The sequence below is a fragment of the Terribacillus aidingensis genome (genome assembly GCF_900215625.1).
Classification (GTDB): Bacteria; Bacillota; Bacilli; order Bacillales; family Amphibacillaceae; genus Terribacillus; species Terribacillus aidingensis.
This window is the reverse complement of the sequence record NZ_OBEK01000004.1, coordinates 259,566-273,845: the sequence shown is the minus strand read 5'-3', so window position 1 is coordinate 273,845 and position 14,280 is coordinate 259,566. Positions and strand designations below refer to the sequence as shown.

At 42.9% G+C, this 14,280-nt stretch carries 11 protein-coding genes; 6 read left to right on the top strand and 5 right to left on the bottom strand.

Annotation, left to right across the window (positions count from 1 at the left end):
- The first annotated feature begins 203 nt into the window (after positions 1–203).
- Complete coding sequence (locus CRO17_RS13920) at positions 204–3,740, top strand: alpha-L-rhamnosidase (RefSeq protein ID WP_097043092.1); 3,537 nt, start codon at positions 204–206, stop codon at positions 3,738–3,740.
- A 32-nt stretch (positions 3,741–3,772) separates the two neighbouring features.
- On the opposite strand, the gene CRO17_RS13915 is transcribed toward CRO17_RS13920, so the two are convergent.
- From CRO17_RS13915 to CRO17_RS13905, 3 genes are read right to left on the bottom strand one after another with little or no spacing between them, the layout of a single operon-like run.
- Positions 3,773–4,846, bottom strand: coding sequence for a site-2 protease family protein (locus CRO17_RS13915; RefSeq protein WP_097043091.1), 1,074 nt, complete (start codon positions 4,844–4,846; stop codon positions 3,773–3,775).
- Positions 4,846–5,376, bottom strand: a complete 531-nt coding sequence (locus tag CRO17_RS13910) for a DUF2812 domain-containing protein (RefSeq protein WP_097043090.1) — start codon at positions 5,374–5,376, stop codon at positions 4,846–4,848. Before CRO17_RS13910 ends, CRO17_RS13915 begins: the two co-directional genes overlap by 1 nt.
- On the bottom strand, positions 5,376–5,708 hold the full coding sequence (locus CRO17_RS13905; RefSeq protein ID WP_097043089.1) for a PadR family transcriptional regulator: 333 nt from the start codon (positions 5,706–5,708) through the stop codon (positions 5,376–5,378). The genes CRO17_RS13910 and CRO17_RS13905 overlap by 1 nt, the downstream gene beginning before the upstream one ends.
- Before the next feature lie 131 nt (positions 5,709–5,839).
- Here CRO17_RS13905 and CRO17_RS13900 point away from each other — a divergent pair, with 131 nt between their 5' ends.
- Positions 5,840–6,175: an SdpI family protein gene (locus tag CRO17_RS13900; protein ID WP_097043088.1), complete on the top strand. Its 336-nt coding sequence runs from the start codon at positions 5,840–5,842 to the stop codon at positions 6,173–6,175.
- 45 nt (positions 6,176–6,220) lie between these two features.
- Here the strand turns inward: CRO17_RS13900 and CRO17_RS13895 are convergent, their stop codons facing one another.
- On the bottom strand, positions 6,221–7,123 hold the full coding sequence (locus CRO17_RS13895; RefSeq protein WP_097043087.1) for an RluA family pseudouridine synthase: 903 nt from the start codon (positions 7,121–7,123) through the stop codon (positions 6,221–6,223).
- Positions 7,124–7,303: 180 nt separating this feature from the next.
- On the opposite strand from CRO17_RS13895, the gene CRO17_RS13890 reads away from it, so the two are divergent.
- Positions 7,304–8,254: a LysR family transcriptional regulator gene (locus tag CRO17_RS13890; RefSeq protein ID WP_097043086.1), complete on the top strand. Its 951-nt coding sequence runs from the start codon at positions 7,304–7,306 to the stop codon at positions 8,252–8,254.
- On the opposite strand, the gene CRO17_RS18080 is transcribed toward CRO17_RS13890, so the two are convergent.
- The gene (locus CRO17_RS18080; protein WP_425444461.1) at positions 8,139–8,546 is read right to left on the bottom strand and encodes a GGDEF domain-containing protein; all 408 of its coding nucleotides are present in this window, start codon (positions 8,544–8,546) and stop codon (positions 8,139–8,141) included. The two genes, CRO17_RS13890 and CRO17_RS18080, sit on opposite strands and share 116 nt — an antisense overlap.
- A gap of 460 nt (positions 8,547–9,006) precedes the next feature.
- On the opposite strand from CRO17_RS18080, the gene CRO17_RS13880 reads away from it, so the two are divergent.
- The 3 genes from CRO17_RS13880 to CRO17_RS13870 all read left to right on the top strand — a co-directional run bounded on the left by CRO17_RS13880 (position 9,007) and on the right by CRO17_RS13870 (position 13,631).
- Positions 9,007–10,221, top strand: a complete 1,215-nt coding sequence (locus CRO17_RS13880) for a hypothetical protein (RefSeq protein ID WP_097043084.1) — start codon at positions 9,007–9,009, stop codon at positions 10,219–10,221.
- 18 nt (positions 10,222–10,239) lie between these two features.
- Positions 10,240–11,595 carry a M20/M25/M40 family metallo-hydrolase gene (locus tag CRO17_RS13875; RefSeq protein WP_097043083.1) on the top strand — a complete coding sequence of 452 codons (1,356 nt, stop codon included), beginning with the start codon at positions 10,240–10,242 and terminating at the stop codon, positions 11,593–11,595.
- A 242-nt stretch (positions 11,596–11,837) separates the two neighbouring features.
- A complete protein-coding gene (locus CRO17_RS13870; protein ID WP_097043179.1) occupies positions 11,838–13,631 on the top strand; it encodes a rhamnogalacturonan lyase in 1,794 nt (597 codons plus the stop codon).
- Positions 13,632–14,280: the final 649 nt, after the last annotated feature.

Genomic DNA, 14,280 nt, shown 5'->3' with positions numbered 1-14,280 from the left:
CCAATTTTTACCGATAGTATAACATCCACTATTTCTCCCCCAAAACTAAGATATGTCCCCTCTATTTTTAATTTAAATTAAGATAAAATCGATTTAATGTAAGCGCTTTCCATTAGTGCATACAGCAGTTGCTGTCTATATACATGCACAGAAAGGATGTACCTTCCCGTTTTATTACCATAACGAAAAGGAGGAAAACGTGTATGAGAAGGAATCTTTATCGTCGTACGGCGTGGATTACCACTCTGCTGCTTGTATTTTCCTTGCTTCTCCCTTCTGCTTATCATCAAGCAGATGCGAAGCAGCCGAAATCAAAAGTGACCAATTTGCTGACAGATTTCAGTGAAACGCCCTTAGGTTTGGATAACCCAAACCCAACTTTCAGCTGGCAAATGGAAGCGGACTATAAGGGAGCACAGCAAAAAGCTTATCAGTTAGTTGTGAAAAAACCAGACGGCAAAACGATTTGGAACACAAAGAAACAGTATTCTGATGAGTCTGTTGCTATTGTCTATAGTGGAGATAAACTCGAACCTGCTACTCGCTATGAGTGGAATGTATCTGTGTGGAATGAATCTGGTAAGAAATCAACTGCTTCAAGCTGGTTCGAAACTGGGTTGATGAATACAGATATCTCTGCTTGGGACGGTGCAAAATGGATTGGCACCAAAACCGAGGATTTGGTGCTTCAAGCTCACTATCTTAGTGTATACAAAGTACACTACAAGCTGCAGCTTGAAAAGAAGTCCAAAACTACTAAAGCCAGCTTTATCCTCGGCGCCAATGACCCTCGTTTAATGGATAAGAACAAAAATATTTACAATCTCGAAAATGAGAAGAACAAAAGTTATGTAGAATTCGAGCTGGATATTAGCGAAGTAAAGAAAAATAAAGGGAATGCCAAGCTGGCAATTTATCGCGCTGGTTATGAACCGAATGATAACCCTGACAAACCGCTAACTGAATTGGTCATTCCGAGAGATTTGATTGACCATACGAACAAGTACGCAGCACATGACATATCGCTTTGGGGGAACTCAGGCATCTTCCATATCTTCCTGGATGGCGAGAATCGCATTACGCCTGAAAATGGTTTTAATATAAACCCTGTCGGCTCTGGAGGCAATTACATCGCATTTCCAATGTTATCTGAAATTGGATTTTCTTTGGCTGAAAAACAACAAGCAACCTTCCGTGATTTAAAAGTTACCAATTACCGCAAGCCATCCAATACGCTCTTTGAAGAGAAAATAGAGGCAGAAAGTAATTCTAGTATATTTGCGGAATCAGATGGTGTAACAATTAAATCCGGCACCTACCAAGTTGCCGGCGGAAAACACGGCGTTATTTCTGTTGCAGATCCCAGCGATAAATCAACGCCATTGCTGCGAACTGAATTCCGTACCGAAAAGAAGAAGATTCAAGATGCAAAGTTGTATGCAACAGCAAGAGGAATCTACGAACTTTATCTAAATGGTAAACGTGTTGGTGATGATTATTTTAATCCAGGACTGACACAGTACAACAAAACACAAATGTATCAAACATATGATGTTACAGATCAATTAAAGGCTGGGAAAAACAATGCCTTCGGAGCTATGCTCGGTGAAGGATGGTGGAGCGGAGCCAGTACCTTCACGACCGACAATTGGAATTACTTCGGCGATCGCAACTCTTTACTGGCAAAACTAGTCATCACATATGAAGACGGTACGACAGACACCATCACGACAAATCCTGACTGGAAATATACAACAGAAGGACCACTTGTGTACGGCAGCTTTTTCCAAGGGGAAGTGTATGATGCGAATAAAGAGATAAAAAACTGGAGTAAAGCTGGATTTAAGACAAAAGGTTGGAAGAATGCCGTTGAAGTGCCAGTAGATGACACAACAACTGCTGCTAACCTCGATTACAGTGATATGCAGATTACCGGACAAGTCGGAGACAATGCCAAGATTGTTGAAACGTTAACAGCTAAAAGCATGGAAGAAGTCCGCCCTGGTGTGTATGTTTATGATATGGGCCAAAATATGGTTGGCGTACCACAAGTCAAACTGAAAAAACAAAAAGCTGGTAAAAAAATCACGCTTCGTTACGCGGAAATGCTTTATCCAGATAATGAAGCGTCTGGCGAGAACAGCGGGATGCTTATGCAAGAGAATTTACGAGCTGCCTTGGTGCAAGATACGTATATAACCAAGAATGGCAAGCAGACAATCCAGCCGCGATTTACCTTCCATGGCTATCGCTATATTGAGATTACAGGAGTGGAAAAAGCGCCGGCGCTTAAAGATGTAAAAGGGCTGGTCATTAGTTCTATTCATGATCTGGATTCGAGCTATGAAACTTCTAATCCCACAGTAAATAAACTTTGGGAGAATATCACATGGAGCATGCGAGGAAACTTCCTCTCTATTCCAACCGATACACCAGCACGTAACGAGCGAATGGGCTGGAATGGTGATATTTCTGTATTCTCGGAAACAGCCACTTACATGGATAACGTCAATCAGTTCCTGCGCAGGCATAATCTTGCCAATCGTGACCTTCAGCGTGATAATGGCCGCTATTCCGACGTTACCCCAATCGGCCCAGGCTTTGGCGGTATCCTATGGGGAAGCGCAGGATTGACCGTACCTTGGCATGCGTATCAGCAATACGGCGATGAAACGGTTCTACAAGAACATTACAATTCAATGAAACAATATGTCGACTATCTTGATACAAAAGTAAACCCATCCACAGGGTTGATTAATGAAGGGCCCTTAGGAGACTGGTTAAGCCCGGAAAACAGTAAGACAGAGAACGTATTCTTATGGTCTGCTTACCATGTATATGATTTAGAGATTATGGCCAAAACCGCAGAGATTCTTGGCCATGACGATGATGCTGCTCAGTTTTGGGACCGCTATGAGGAGCGTAAAAATTACTTTAACGACAAGTTCATCGATCCAGGAACAAAGAAAACGTTGAAATCAGACGGCTCTGTTTCAGACAGCCAGGCTTCCTATGCGGTACCACTCGCTTTAAACGTACTAAACGAAAGCAACGCCTCGGCTGCAGCTGATCATCTAGTTGCTGCTGTAGAACGAACAAATACCGATGATGATGGCAAGAAACGTCCAGCGTATTCACTTATGACAGGTTTTATTGGAACGGCGGCAATCAGCCAAGCACTTTCAGATCATGGTCATGATGATACTGCTTATCGTCTGCTGCAGCAGACCTCCTATCCTTCCTGGCTATACTCGGTTGAAAATGGTGCGACTACAATATGGGAGCGGCTAAACTCTTATACAGAGGAAAACGGCTTCGGCGGCAACAATAGTATGAATTCCTTTAACCACTATTCGTTTGGAGCAGTTGGAGCATGGATGTACAAAGAGTCTTTAGGTATCAAACGCGATCCAGAGCATCCAGGATTCAAGCACTTCTATCTCGAACCAACACCAGATCCTGATCAAGTCATGACTTGGGCGAAAGGACATGTGGATTCCATGTATGGCCGCATAGAAAGCAGCTGGAAAGTGAATGAACAATCTTTCCGCTATGATGCTGTCATTCCAGCGAATACAACAGCGACGATCACAATTCCTGCTAAGGATACAAAATCAGTACGTATAAATAACAAACCGATTCATAAAGCAGTCGGTATTAACTTTAAAAAACATGAAAACGGAGAAATTACTTTCACGGCAGATGCCGGCAGCTACACGTTCCAATCTACTATGCCATAACAAAAAAGCTTCCCCATGGGGAAGCTTTTTTGTTATGAAACAGCTTGTTCAGCTGATTTTCGAATCCTGTTAGCAAGCATTCGAGTCCATTCTCGCTCTAAAACGCCGAATCCTCTTACTGTTTCATACGCTTTAAAAGCTTCTTTTGTATACGCCAGTGCTTCCTTATGCTTTGAACATGCCAGCATCGCTTGCATCCGGCTGTACGTCCCCTCACTCAGGCTTGATACACCCGCAGCATACTGCTGAAGCTTCTCCTCATTTACAGAAGCGCTCAGCGCATCAGCCAGCATTCGCCATTCTAAAAATGGTCCATAATAAACAGACAGCTGTTTATTGGGCTTGATCTCAAATTGCTTAAACAATCGTTCAATTGCTGGCTTTATCCCTTCCTTATCAGCTTCGATATAGAACACAAACATTACTTCCACAAAAATATCTTTCAGTTCAGCTGTATTCTCCATTTTCTTTCGGCACTCCTTATACATGGAAGCCGACCATTGCGCGGGACGCTTTGAACCATACATTTCGCCCATCAACTTAGCAGATTGAATCTTGCATATTCCTATTTTCGTTTTTCTAAGTATATGATAAAAGGCAGCCCCATCAGTTTGAAACGCACCGTTTGGCAGCGGCAGAATGGTAGCCAGAAGAATAACGCCATGAAATAAACTGCAAGTCCTGAAGAAATCAATTTCCGTAAGCTGCCAGATTGCCAGTGTAAGTAAGCTGAGCGACAAACTCATTACCGGTCCGCTAATCGTCATCATTGCTAAGTCTTTTCTGTGTCTCTCTTCCGTCCTGCTTGGAGCAGGCAGCATTAAAGCTACACCGCCAACCAAACCCCAACTACGGTTTTCCCGCACCCTTATTCCTTTTCGTCCTTTTCCAATATGAAACGGACCAACAACAAAATATCCAAAATCCATGCCCATCAGCTTACCGCCTATAACATGACCCAATTCATGCAGTGCGATTGCCCAAAAAGCCGCAATGCCGAGCTGAATCATTAAGTAAATATCCGCCTGCAGATTGGGAAGCAGGAAGCATGCCCCTGCCAGCAGGCAAACTGCCAAAATAGATCCGAAGAGTGGTCTTCTCAACATTAATCGTCACCCTTCCGAATCAGCTTAATGGTGCGATAATAGAAAGCAAGTGTCATAGCAACACTACAGATCGCAAGTATGAGAAGTATCGTGCATATGATTGTCGCTATCCAGCTATCAGCAGGATCCATAATCAAATATGCGATGACAGTAAGCATCGTCCATATCAATGCTGACTTTGGTATAAAAGAGCTAGCGCGCTTCAATTTATCCTGTTTCGTATCTGCATCGGTATAAATTGGCGCAGTATCTATCGAAGCTTCAAAAATATACATCCCATAAGAATTGCAAACGAGTGTCCATCCCGATTCATCAAACATTCCTATATACTCTTGCTCTTCCGCTGCGTCCAGCGTACGATAGTCAATCATGTATTGTACTTGCTTGGGCTCTCCTCGAACGAGCCGGTAACCCATAAAGGAAAAATCTTGTAAATGCCAGCCCTTCGCTGCCTGCTTGGAAAGCTTGCGCATATCTTGTTTCTCACTGAAAGCTAGTCCGCCAGAGGACACATACTTTTTCTGCCTCATTATTTTTTCCTCCCTTTCGCCTGCAGTACACACATACCTAAGTCGACCATTCGCTTTCGCCTCTCTACTTCTTCTTCCAGCTTGGTTATACCGGCAGCTGTCGCGGCATACGTTTTCCGCCTAGGGTCGCTTTCCGGTTCTGCTTCAATTAGTCCTGCACCTAATAACTTCTTGATAATGGTATAAAGCGTCGCCGGTCCTATCTTGAACGTTCCTTGTGTTTCTTCCTTCACATATTGCATGATTGCATACCCGTGCCTGGGCTCGACAAGAGCTATTAATATATAGAAAACAGGGTCCGTTAACTCTTCTAAGGATTTTCCCTTTGCCATATGTTCTCCTTTATATCCGTTTTTGATATATCATTTATGGATATAGTAAGGGATATGGAAGTTGCTGGCAATAGGTATAAAATCTTTTTATACTATAAGTGATCCTTTTTTAATATGAATTGAGGTGACGTATGTTAATTCTCATTTGCGGAATAGGAGCGATAATCGGCAGTTTTATGCTTAGAGCTTCCGCACATGATCATATAAATAAAGTCTTTGGTTATCGGACAAAACGTTCGATGAAGAATCGAAAGCTGTGGGAGATTTCGCAAGTGTATGCAGCTAAAATGATGTTATTTGCAGGAATAGCGAATGGATTTATTGGCGGTCTGATTATGATTGCAACTCGCTTTTTTCCTTATAAAAATGAGTACTATTTGTTCATTGAACTGCTTTGGGTAATTGTAATGTGGAGCTTGGTCTTTGCTTTAACGGAGAAAAAGTTAAAAGAAGCAGATAATGACTAGTATGATGAGCATAGAAAAAAGCAGAGCAATCTGCTCTGCTTTTTCTTATCTTGATTTAGATTTGAATAGATTGGGAATGTCCGTCACAAACCGAAGCGCTAGTCCCGTAACTGGATGGCTGAAGTTCAGCTTGCGCGCGTGCAGGCAAAGCCGTTTAATCGAGCGGTCTCCCGCTCCATATTTTCGATCTCCAGCAATTGGGTGTCCGATGTCATGCATGTGGACACGAATTTGGTTTTTCCGTCCTGTGTCCAGACTGAGTTCCATTAGTGTAAAGTTGTTATTTCCTTGCACAACTTTGTAATGCGTAATTGCCTTTTGTCCATCATTCTCGTACTTGCTGGAAAACATCTTATGCGTGCTCGTTTCCTTCAGCCATGAGGTAATGGTGCCTTCTGGCTTGGACACATTTCCTTCAACAAGCGCTACATACGCTCGCTCTTTTGTAGTTGTCCATTCTTGCTGCATTTTTTGTTTGATTTCTTCCGATCTGGCAAAAACCATAACGCCAGATGTATCCCGGTCTAGCCGGTGAACGACAAAAATCTTATTGTCACTGTGCTGTGCTTTAACATAATCAGACAGCTGACGATAAGCTGTATTCGACTTTTCATTATCGGAAGCTATAGAAAGCAATCCGGAAGCTTTTTCAATAACAATAATGGCATCATCTTCATGAAGAATTGTAATACCTGACATTGGCGGGGCTTCAGTTACCATATCTGTCCGGATGGTTACCTTCTGGCCCGGCTGAAGTTTGTCGTTAAACTGTGTAGAAACACGGCCGTCAATGGCTACCTGTCCTCTTGATAAGATAGATTTAACGGAGTTGCGGCTTTTATTTACTACTTTAATCAAAAAAGGCAATAGCTCTTCCGCTTCTGTTACATTATATTCTTTCGGCTTCGCAGGCTCGAACCCACGAGTACGCGGTCGTTTATTTTTCATAGTTGAATCCTTTCTGTACCATTTCACATGGTATCATTGCTGCATCTTTTCATCATAATTGTTATTGGAAGGAAACACAAGCTTTGCTCCAAATAGCTGCAGGAAGATTATAGAAATAACTATACTTTTTTCCTAAAAAAATATAAGATGGACTCGACAGAACGGTAGGAGTGAAGAACAATGAATATTGACGGTTTGGAGTCATTTTTAGCAGTTGTCGCTAATAAAAGTATATCCAAAGCATCAAAAGCTTTACATATTACGCAGCCAACTTTAAGTACAAGGATTCGGAAACTGGAGGAAGAACTTGACTTTATTTTATTAAACCGGAGTTGGGGCGGCATTGAACTTACCGAAGAAGGACACTTCTTCCTTCCTTATGCAGTTGAACTGTTAGGAGAATTGCAGGATGCTGCGTTCGCACTAACTGGAGACAATAAGATCAGCTATCAGCTGCTCAGCAGCATCGCCGACAGTAAAAACGAGCTTCGCATTGGAATCAACATCTGGCTGGCGCCTGTATTCAACCATGTTATTATCCCGTTTATGCAGACTCATTTTCCGCATATTACGTTTAAGTTTATTACAAGGCCCACCAACGTATTGAAGAAATTATTGGAGTACGATAGCATTCACTTTTCCATTCATTTCGAGAACTTAGCGAAAACGCCTTTTTTATGTGAGCATCTTCTTCAAGATGAAGTGGTTTTCCTTTGTCATAAGAATGACGTTCCACTCCTGGATGGCAAACTCGCAAATGCCAGCAAGCTCGATAAAAAATTCATTGTCTTCGAGCACGCAGCGCTGACAAACAATTTGGAGAAGGTCAGTTCCGTACTCAGCAAATTGCAGGAACCCGATTACCAGATGGTAGATGACGTACAGAATATGCTTGCTTTTGTCGAAAGCGGGTATGGTTTTACGACGTTACCTCGGTCTATTCTTTACCATATGAATTTCCCCAGAATGGCTAATATTGCGATCACACCTATAGAAGATATCAATCTCACAGCCTCTATCTGTTTTGAGTATCGGGAAGGCGGTCCTTTTCAAGAGGCCATTGGCCAATTGAAACAGGAATTGCAGCGCTATGCAAAAGTGATGTACAAAGAAGAAGAGCTAAGCATATGATCCGCTTAGCTCTTTTGAGCTTGACTGTATTTTGTCCGGCACGCTTTGTTTCATATATAGCTTCATCAGCTTGTCCAAGAAAGTAGGATAGCGGTTCATAAACCGTTATAGGTGCGCTATAGAAGCCAATGCTCACCGTTAATGTTGGCCGCTGCCTGAGAATAGGCAAGGTCCATATATAAGACTGGCGAACCGCTTCTGCAGTCTCCTTTAGCTTCTCATCAGGTAGATCAAAGATAGCCAGTACAAATTCCTCCCCGCTGCATCTAGCCCAGTCCTGCAACGTATACATCGTTCCCCACACTAGAAACAGAAACACAAAGAGCATCCGGCTGCGCCCAGAAGCGTGTTTCTTTCCATTAGATTCCAAACGATTAAATATTTTTCTGCCGCAAGAAAAAGTCCAATATACATTCCTGCATAAAAGCCCCCCTTCAGGCAGCTGCATAATCGTCAAAATAGCTTCAAAGAACATGATGATGACGGCAAATAATTTTGTCCACTTCCCGTTCTCCTACAGAATCAATTCACAAAGAACCTGCTTGTTTTCCTTCGTGGCAGACGGCAGCGTAAAGGCTTGCATAATCCCCATATTTCTCTTCGATTCTCTGGTAACTGTGCTGATTATACAAAAAGTCTCCTTCCAGCCTAGCTTCTATAAGGATATTTAATTGTATATTATGTTGACAATTTTCTGAATATAGTATAATTTTTATTAATATTCTTATTATGTACGATGAAGGAGAGCGCCTATGTGGAGTGAGATTAGTAGCAACCCTGTCATGATTACGCTTTTATTGATTGCTGTATTAGGTTTAGGAGAACTCATCTCTATCTGGACCAAAGCACGTATTCCTATGCTGCTGGCGGCCTTGCTGCTTTATATCTGCCTGCTCTGGACCGGAATTATTCCGAACGGACTTATGTCAGATTCTGTTGTGACGGCATTCGGTTCTTTGATTGTCGCTCCGTTTATCGTCCATCTGGGAACGCTTGTCCCTTTTTCATTGATCAGAGGACAGCTTAAACCGATTCTTATCGCTTTGGCCGGTTCCCTCACCGCTGTACTGTTCGTTTTAGCAGTCGTTCCGCTGTTTTTTGATTACCAGACAGCAGTTGCTGGTGCTGGTCCTGTTGTAGGCGGAATTGTAGCCTATCTTGTTACAAGTGAGAAGCTGACAGAACTAGGGTTATCCAGCTTAGTCATTATTCCTGCATTAGTACTCAGCATCCATAAGCTGTTTGGGATTCCGCTCGCATCTTTCTTTTTAAAGCGACATGCACTTTCTGTCAAACAGCAAGTACAATCGCGTCTTCACAGCAGTGCCGCTCTTGAAAAAGAAGCAGCTGCTGAAGTGCGTCCGAATACATTGACCAAAGCGCAGAATGAACGGAAATTACTTTTGCCGAAAAAATATCAAACATCTCTTATTCTTATCCTGCAGCTTTATTTGGGAAGTGGTATCGCCGTTGTGCTTGATGCACTTACTGGTGTCAACTACACCATCTTCTGTTTAATTATTGGTGTTATTGGGGCTTACATAGGCTTCTATCCGCCGAAGACTATGGAAAAAGCAAATGCGACGGGATTTGCCATGATTGCCGTTATCTTTATTGTCATATCCTCCATGGACGATGTTACACCAGCTGCCTTGGTTAGTTATATCCCTGAAATCCTGCTCATTTGCGCATTAGGAACAGCAGGCGTCACCTTAGGAGGACTGCTTGCCTCTAAATTGCTTGGAGTGGGTAAATATCTTGGCATGCCCGTTGCACTTACCGCACTCTTCGGATTTCCTGCAGATTACATTCTTTGTGAAGAAATCAGCCGCGAAGTAGGAGAAACAAAAGAAGAACGAGAAGCAATTATGAACGAGATTGTAACACCGATGCTCATGGGCGGATTTACTACCGTCACGACGTGTTCCATTTTAATCGCTACGGTATTGATCGGAACATTGAACTAAGCAATAAAGGAGAATTTGATGGATACTGCAAGAATGAAAGACTATATTCAAACAAATAAACAGCAGTTTTTGGATCAGCTTTTTACCCTTCTTCGCCAGCGGAGTATTAGCACACAAAATGATGGGATAGAAGAATGTGCAGTTCTTCTGCAAGGAATGATGCAGGAAATCGGCATTGATACAAAGATTCTTCCAACAGCCGGGCATCCAGTCGTCTACGGAGAGTTAATACATGATCCGGATGCTTTTACACTGCTCGTTTACGGACATTATGATGTTCAGCCGCCAGAGCCTTATGAAGCATGGGAGTCTCCCCCATTCGAGCCTGAAATACGCAATGGAAAAATTTATGCGCGTGGTGTCGGAGATAATAAAGGCCAGCTGATGGCACAGCTTTTCGGAGTGAAAAGCTACCAGGAAACGGTCGGGAACTTACCAATCAATATGAAGTTTGTCTTTGAAGGCGAGGAAGAAAAAGGGAGCACCAATCTTGCTGCATTTGTAGAAGCACACAAGGACCTGCTGCAGGCTGATCTTGTTTACACATCTGACGGTCCATCTCATAACAGCTCCTCTCCGCTTGTGCTGCTTGGCGTACGCGGTATGCTCTCTGTTGAATTCCATGCAAAAGGCGCTGATCGCGATAATCATTCTGGAAATACCGGAAATATCGTTCCGAATCCTGCCTGGAAGCTGATTGAGCTCATGCACACGATGCGCGATGCAAACGGTCATGTGAAGGTAGAAGGCTTTTATGATAACATACGGGCTTTCACCCCCTATGAAGAACAGCTGCTCACGAAACTGCCTTATGACAAGGATTCATTAGGCAAGAAAATTGGCTATCCAGCACTTTCCTTGGACGGACTTTCTTACTATCAAAAAATGACTGGCGAACCGACATTTAATATTTATGGGATGGAGAGCGGTTATACAGGAGAAGGAACGAAAACGATCATACCAGCTACCGCTAAAATTAAAATGGATATTCGGCTCGTTGTCGATCAGGACCCGCTTGATATCTTTGAAAAAATAAAAAAGCATGTCGAGACATATGCACCAGATATAAAAGTCACGTATCTTGGCAGCATGCAGCCTTCCCGAACGAAGGCCGAGCTGCCAATCGTCCAAAAAGTCGTCAGTGCTGTGGAGGTGGCCTTTCAAACAGAGCCGCTCATCCAGCCAAGCATGGGCGGATCTCTGCCGGATTATGTATGGACGAAGATACTCGGTCTTCCATCCGTCATTGTCCCTTACGCGAATTTTGACCAGCATAATCATTCACCGAATGAAAATCTGGATGTCGACTACTTCTTGAATGGCATTCATTGCACCGCCTCTGTCATCCATACATTAGGCAAGTCAGACGTATAACCACACGCATGAAGCCATGTCTCAGGACATGGCTTTTAAAATATTTACAACCACATTTGAGAAGTAACAGCTCTCTCTAATAAGATTTGCTCTTCCTTCTGCTTTATTCTATAAATGTAAGCGCTTTAAATATATAAGGAGGATTGATCATATTGAAGAAATGTCTGGTTATTTTGCTAGCTTTGCTTCTGACAGTCGCTGTCCCCTTCTCTGCTGATGCTAAAAAACTCCCCAAAAGGCAAATGGAGTATTTAGATCGAGGCGCTGTTGCTGTCGAAACAGAGGATGGTATCTTTTTAAGCTGGCGATTCCTCGGCAACGACAAGAAAAAGACTTCATTTCATATTTACCGTGATGGAAAGAAAATCACAAGAAAACCACTGAAACATGGCACGAACTACTTAGATGAAGCAGGTACTGCGGACAGCGTTTATCGAGTGGAAGCTATCGGAAAAGGTGCGGATCAAGACGACATCAAAGTGTGGCAGAACAATCAGCTGCATATTCCGCTTCAAAAACCGGCTGATGGTAAAACACCAGATGGGAAGTCCTATACGTATAAGGCGAATGATGCAAGTGTCGGCGATCTTGATGGTGACGGAGAATGGGAAATCATCCTGAAATGGGATCCATCCAACTCCCAGGATAACTCACGGTCCGGCTATACAGGAAATGTACTTATTGATGCTTATGAGATGGACGGAACGCATAAATGGCGCATCGATCTTGGTCACAACATTCGTGCGGGTGCCCATTACACGCAAATGCTTGTCTATGATTTTGATGGCAACGGCAAATCAGAATTAGTTGTGAAAACAGCAGACGGCACGACGGACGCGAAAGGGAAAGTTATTGGTGATCAAAATGCGGATTACCGTAATAGCTCTGGTTATATTCTCGAAGGCCCTGAGTACTTGAGTGTATTTGATGGCAATACAGGTATAATGAAAGAAACAGTGAATTATGAACCAGCCCGCGGCAATATTTGCGACTGGGGTGATTGTTACGGAAACCGCGGCGACCGTTTCTTGGCTGGTGTTGCTTATTTGGATGGCAAAACACCGAGTATTATTGAAGCCCGCGGCTATTATGAAAAAACAATGATCGCAGCTTACACATACAAAGATGGCAAATTAACAAAACAATGGCTATTTGATAGCGATACCGCTGGCAATGAAGCATATGCGCAGCAAGGGAATCACAATTTGAGCATCGCGGATGTAGATGAAGACGGAAAAGATGAAATCATTTACGGCTCCATGGCGCTTGACCATGACGGTACAGGTCTTTACTCGACAGGACTTGGGCATGGTGATGCTATGCATGTGAGTGATTTGGATCCAAGTCGTCCTGGATTAGAAGTTTTCCAGGTTCATGAGTCTTCCCCTAATAAAGCCGGCATTGAATTGCATGATGCCCGAACTGGTGAACTGCTGTGGGGAATTCCGACAAACAGAGACATAGGCCGCGGTCTAGCTGCCGACATCGATCCACGCTATCCAGGGGCTGAAATGTGGGCCGTCGACGGTGCATGGAACAGTCCGACAGGCGGACTATATGCAGCTTCAGGTGAGCAAATCACAACCAATATCCCTCCAGCCAATTTCGCTATTTGGTGGGATGGCGACCTGTCTCGTGAAATCCTAGACCATACTTTCGATGAATCTATACAAACCGGTACAGGATTGATCGGAAAGTGGAATCCGAAAACAGAAAAAGTCGATACATTGCTGGATGCTGAAGGCACGTACTCCAACAACGGTACAAAAGGAAATCCTGCCCTGCAAGCAGATTTGATTGGCGATTGGCGAGAAGAAGTGATCTGGCGAACAGAAGACAGCAGTGCACTTGTCCTTTACACTACAACAGACATAACGGAACAAAGACTGCCAACACTAATGCATGATCCTGTTTATCGATTAGGCGTTGCATGGCAGAACGTCGCCTATAACCAGCCGCCGCACACAAGTTATTTCTTGGGAAATAATATGAAACAGCCCGATATGCCTCGAATAGATGTTATAAAAGCTAAATAATTGCAAAAAAGCGCACAGCATCTGACACTGTGCGCTTTTGTTTGCCTATACATATTAGAATATCGGTATTACACAGGAGAAATAGATGAAAGTTTGGAGAATTTCATTTTGTAAATGGTGGTGAGTAAATGAAGAAAACATTATGGAGCAAATAGGAACTTTGATTAAGTGCGCATGAAAATGCTACATATATATCACTTTTATTGGAGAACATCTTCGAGATTAATATGATATAAATTGTTAGCAATGGAGAGTCTTCAAAATACCTTTGTCAAAATGAGGAGAAATCATTCTTATATCGCGTTCACGAGTTTTGGGATTCAACCGTTTTGATCCGTTATTGACTTTAGCCAATAGTAATGTCAGAAGTTATTTTTTATTTACTGTATCGGTTTGCTTATAATCCAGTTGCTCACACGTTGTTAGGGCTGTTCATTGTTTCTGGGATTCCGTTATGGTGGCACACGGTAAATCACTTTATTCGAGCATGAAATATCGGAGGAACCAAGCACTGCGTACAGATTAATACAGTATCAGGTGGTTAAAGACTTTTCTATTTGTTTTTTGGTGGATATTAAAAATTGTTTCTTGTCTATTATTAGGAATAATTGGGATGGTATATACCGTAGTCCAATTTGCGCTTGCCGTT

Excerpts from the sequence above, each read along its gene's own strand:
- CRO17_RS13920 (WP_097043092.1), top strand. The coding sequence starts at position 204 with ATGAGAAGGAATCTTTATCGTCGTACGGCGTGGATTACCACTCTGCTG.
- CRO17_RS13915 (WP_097043091.1), bottom strand. The coding sequence starts at position 4,846 with ATGTTGAGAAGACCACTCTTCGGATCTATTTTGGCAGTTTGCCTGCTG.
- CRO17_RS13910 (WP_097043090.1), bottom strand. The coding sequence starts at position 5,376 with ATGAGGCAGAAAAAGTATGTGTCCTCTGGCGGACTAGCTTTCAGTGAG.
- CRO17_RS13905 (WP_097043089.1), bottom strand. The coding sequence starts at position 5,708 with ATGGCAAAGGGAAAATCCTTAGAAGAGTTAACGGACCCTGTTTTCTAT.
- CRO17_RS13900 (WP_097043088.1), top strand. The coding sequence starts at position 5,840 with ATGTTAATTCTCATTTGCGGAATAGGAGCGATAATCGGCAGTTTTATG.
- CRO17_RS13895 (WP_097043087.1), bottom strand. The coding sequence starts at position 7,123 with ATGAAAAATAAACGACCGCGTACTCGTGGGTTCGAGCCTGCGAAGCCG.
- CRO17_RS13890 (WP_097043086.1), top strand. The coding sequence starts at position 7,304 with ATGAATATTGACGGTTTGGAGTCATTTTTAGCAGTTGTCGCTAATAAA.
- CRO17_RS18080 (WP_425444461.1), bottom strand. The coding sequence starts at position 8,546 with ATGTATACGTTGCAGGACTGGGCTAGATGCAGCGGGGAGGAATTTGTA.
- CRO17_RS13880 (WP_097043084.1), top strand. The coding sequence starts at position 9,007 with ATGTGGAGTGAGATTAGTAGCAACCCTGTCATGATTACGCTTTTATTG.
- CRO17_RS13875 (WP_097043083.1), top strand. The coding sequence starts at position 10,240 with ATGGATACTGCAAGAATGAAAGACTATATTCAAACAAATAAACAGCAG.
- CRO17_RS13870 (WP_097043179.1), top strand. The coding sequence starts at position 11,838 with ATGGAGTATTTAGATCGAGGCGCTGTTGCTGTCGAAACAGAGGATGGT.